Below are 3,317 nucleotides of genomic sequence, written 5' to 3' on the forward strand. Positions count from 1 at the left end.
CTTTGTGCCCTAACCTCGCCCGCGACAGATTCATGAGGGAGGTTATTTCATGTCTGATGCCCCGACATACGGCTTTGACACATTACAGGTCCATGCAGGCGCCCGGCCCGATCCGGCCACTGGTGCCCGGCAGACGCCGATCTATCAGACCACGGCCTATGTGTTCCGCGATGCCGATCACGCCGCCGCTTTGTTCAACCTGCAAGAGGTCGGCTATATCTATTCGCGCCTGACCAACCCCACGATCGCAGTGCTGCAGGAACGCATCGCCACGCTTGAGGGCGGTGTCGGTGCGGTTTGTTGTTCGTCCGGCCATGCCGCACAGATCATGGCGCTGTTCCCGCTGATGGCGCCGGGCCGCAACATCGTGGTGTCGACCCGTCTTTACGGTGGCACGATCACCCAGTTCAGCCAGACCATCAAACGCTTTGGCTGGTCAGCCAAATTCGTCGATTTCGACGATCTGGACGCGGTCAAGGCCGCCATCGACGACGACACCCGCGCGGTGTTCTGTGAATCGGTCGCCAACCCCGGCGGTTATGTCACCGACATTCCCGCCATTGCCGCGATCTCGAACGCTGCTGGCATTCCGTTGATCGTGGATAATACCTCGGCCACGCCTTACCTGTGCAACCCGATCTCTTTGGGCGCGACGCTGGTGGTGCATTCGACCACCAAATACCTGACCGGCAACGGCACCGTCATGGGCGGCGCGATTGTGGATTCGGGCACGTTCGACTGGTCGGCCAGCGACAAGTTCCCGTCGCTGTCGCAACCCGAACCCGCCTATCACGGCCTGAAGTTCCACGAGACCTTCGGCCCGCTGGCCTTTACCTTTCACGGTATCGCCATCGGCCTGCGCGATCTGGGCATGACCATGAACCCGCAAGCCGCGCATTACACCCTGATGGGGATCGAGACCCTGAGCCTGCGCATGCAGCGCCATGTCGAGAACGCGCGAAAGGTCGCCGGTTGGCTGGAAAGCGATCCGCGCGTCGAATTCGTCACCTATGCCGGTCTGCCCTCGTCGGCCTATTATGAGCGCGGCAAGGCGATCTGCCCCAAGGGCACCGGCGGTCTGTTCACCTTTGCGCTGAAGGGCGGCTATGACGCCTGCGTCAAATTCGTGGATTCGGTCGAGCTGTTCAGCCATGTCGCCAACCTTGGCGATACCCGGTCGCTGGTGATCCATTCGGCCTCGACCACGCACCGTCAGCTGAGCGAAGCCCAACAGGTCGCCGCAGGCGCCGCGCCGAACGTGGTGCGGGTGTCGATCGGTATCGAAGACGCCGACGACCTGATCCGCGACATTGATCAGGCGCTGGCCAAAGCCACGGCCTAAGCGGTCACCCGCAAGAACACACGCGGCCCCGTCTTATCAGACGGGGCCGTTTTTCGTTGGGAGCCTTAGTCGTCCAGCAGGAACACCATCGTCACCGAGGCGTTGACCGAGACCTCGCCAGCCTCGACCGGCACATCCCCCATGCTGCGCATCGCGGCGGCCTCCAGCATCAGGGGCTGCGGTGCATAGCCGCCGGATTCCGAGATCGACAGAACATGGCCCAGTTCGATCCCGGCGGCCTCGGCATAAAGCCGCGCCTTGCGCATCGCATCGGCCACCGCCGCGCGGCGGGCGTCGTCCTCGGCCGGTTCGGGCTGTTGCAGGCCAAACCTAAGCCCGCTGAACGTATTGGCGCCCAACCCCACGACCTTGTCCAGAATTCCGCCCAGCGCCGCCAGATCGCGCACCCGGACCGTCACCGTGTTCGAGGCGACGAACCCGTCGATCTGCGGGGTTTCGCCGGAATTATAGCTGCGGTTCTTCCACAGCGGATTCAGGCTAAGACCGCTGGTCTGCAAATCGGCGCTGGCGATACCGGCGCCTTTCAGCGCGGCGATCATATCGGCGGTGCCGGTGCTGACCTGAGCCATCGCATCGGCGGCGGCCTTGGCTTGCGCCGTCACTCCAAGCGAGATCGTCGCCATATCCGGCGCGGTGGCCACCCGGCCCTGCCCGGTCACGGTCAGGGTTGGCACCGGGGCTTCGGCCAGCGCCGGCAGCGGCAGGATCAGTGACAGGATGACGGCAAAAACAGGGGACATTCGCATGGGGTTCTCCTTTTCATCCTTAGCTTGAAGGGTTTGACGCAACCCGCAAGGAATTCCTTGGGAAAACACCTTACCTTCGGCGATTTCCTGCTATAGTCCTGACGGCCTTGGGCTATTTCTCTGCCGTTTTTCGGTGCGATACTATAGATCGTCGGTATGAAACCACGTTTTGCGTTGTCCTTGTCCGAAGACTCGATTGCCTTGCTGCACAGGGCCAAGGGCGGCTGGAATAACGTTGGCGGCGTTGCCGTCGATGACCCGGCGCTGGACGACACGCTGAAAATGCTGCGCAGGACCGCCAGTTCGCTGGAAGGCGGCGGCATCCTGTCCAAGCTGATCCTGCCCAACAGCCAGATTCTATATACCACGCTTGAGGTCACGACCTCGGACCCGGAAACCCAGCGGGCGGAAATCGCCGTGGGTCTGGACGGGCTGACGCCTTACCCGGTGTCCGAACTGGCCTTCGATTTCCGCGTCGGCAAGGGCGGCTTGGCGCAGGTCGCGGCGGTGGCCAAAGAAACGCTGGCCGAGGCTGAAACCTTTGCCGCCGCGCATGGGTTCAACCCGGTCAGCTTTGTCGCCGTGCCCGAAGAGGGCATGTTCAGCGGCGAGCCGTGGTTTGGCCTGACCCGCAGTGCCGCCACCCTGCTTCCGCCCGATGAAGAGGTCGAGCGCGACCGCTTCCCGGCCCGCCTGTCCGGGCGGATCAGCCCCGAGCCTGTCATCCCCCCGGCCCCCGCGCCCGAACTACAGGACCTACCGCCGCTTGAGCCGCCCGAAACCCGGCCGCGTTTTTCCACCCGCCGCAATCGCACCAAGGTGCCGCCCGCCGTCCCGACGGCGCGCCCGGAAACGCCGGCGCCGCGCATCACCTTGATGCCAGCCCCCGCCGCGCCCAAACCAGCGCCCGTGCCGCCCGATCCTGCGACCGCCAAACCGGCCGTGATCACCAGCGCCATTGCCGACCAGCCCGGCGATGACGAGGCCGAGGCGCTGACCATCTTTGGTGCGCGCAAATCGCAATTGCTGCCCAGCCGCTCGCGCTTTCTTGGGTTGCTGCTGACGGCGGTGCTGTTGGTCATTCTGGCGCTGATCGCAATCTGGTCGGTGGGGATGTTGAACCAAGAGGCGGTGCTGCTGCCCGACCCGGATGAATTGACCGCGCCGCCGGTGGTCGCCATCGCCCCTGCCCCGGACGCCATAGACAC

Annotated in this window: 2 protein-coding genes and 1 pseudogene; 2 read left to right on the plus strand and 1 reads right to left on the minus strand. The window is 64.1% G+C overall.

The genetic code is table 11. The features are described 5' to 3' along the window. Positions 1-49 precede the first annotated feature (49 nt). Entirely contained in the window at positions 50-1,342 is a 1,293-nt protein-coding gene (locus ABYW26_RS12340) for an O-acetylhomoserine aminocarboxypropyltransferase/cysteine synthase family protein (protein ID WP_372605201.1), read from the plus strand. Between the two features lie 65 nt (positions 1,343-1,407). Here the strand turns inward: ABYW26_RS12340 and ABYW26_RS12345 are convergent, their stop codons facing one another. Then, positions 1,408-2,109 carry an SIMPL domain-containing protein gene (locus ABYW26_RS12345; protein ID WP_372605202.1) on the minus strand — a complete coding sequence of 234 codons (702 nt, stop codon included), beginning with the start codon at positions 2,107-2,109 and terminating at the stop codon, positions 1,408-1,410. A gap of 156 nt (positions 2,110-2,265) precedes the next feature. Here ABYW26_RS12345 and ABYW26_RS12350 point away from each other — a divergent pair. Then, positions 2,266-3,317 (plus strand): annotated as a pseudogene (locus tag ABYW26_RS12350) (hypothetical protein); the annotation flags it as partial.

Origin of the sequence: Actibacterium sp. (assembly GCF_041584535.1) — a bacterium.
Lineage (GTDB): Bacteria > Pseudomonadota > Alphaproteobacteria > Rhodobacterales > Rhodobacteraceae > Actibacterium_D.

What these genes read in the sequence shown, in the direction of transcription:
- ABYW26_RS12340 (WP_372605201.1), top strand. Translation starts at nt 50, where the DNA reads ATGTCTGATGCCCCGACATACGGCTTTGACACATTACAGGTCCATGCA.
- ABYW26_RS12345 (WP_372605202.1), bottom strand. Translation starts at nt 2,109, where the DNA reads ATGCGAATGTCCCCTGTTTTTGCCGTCATCCTGTCACTGATCCTGCCG.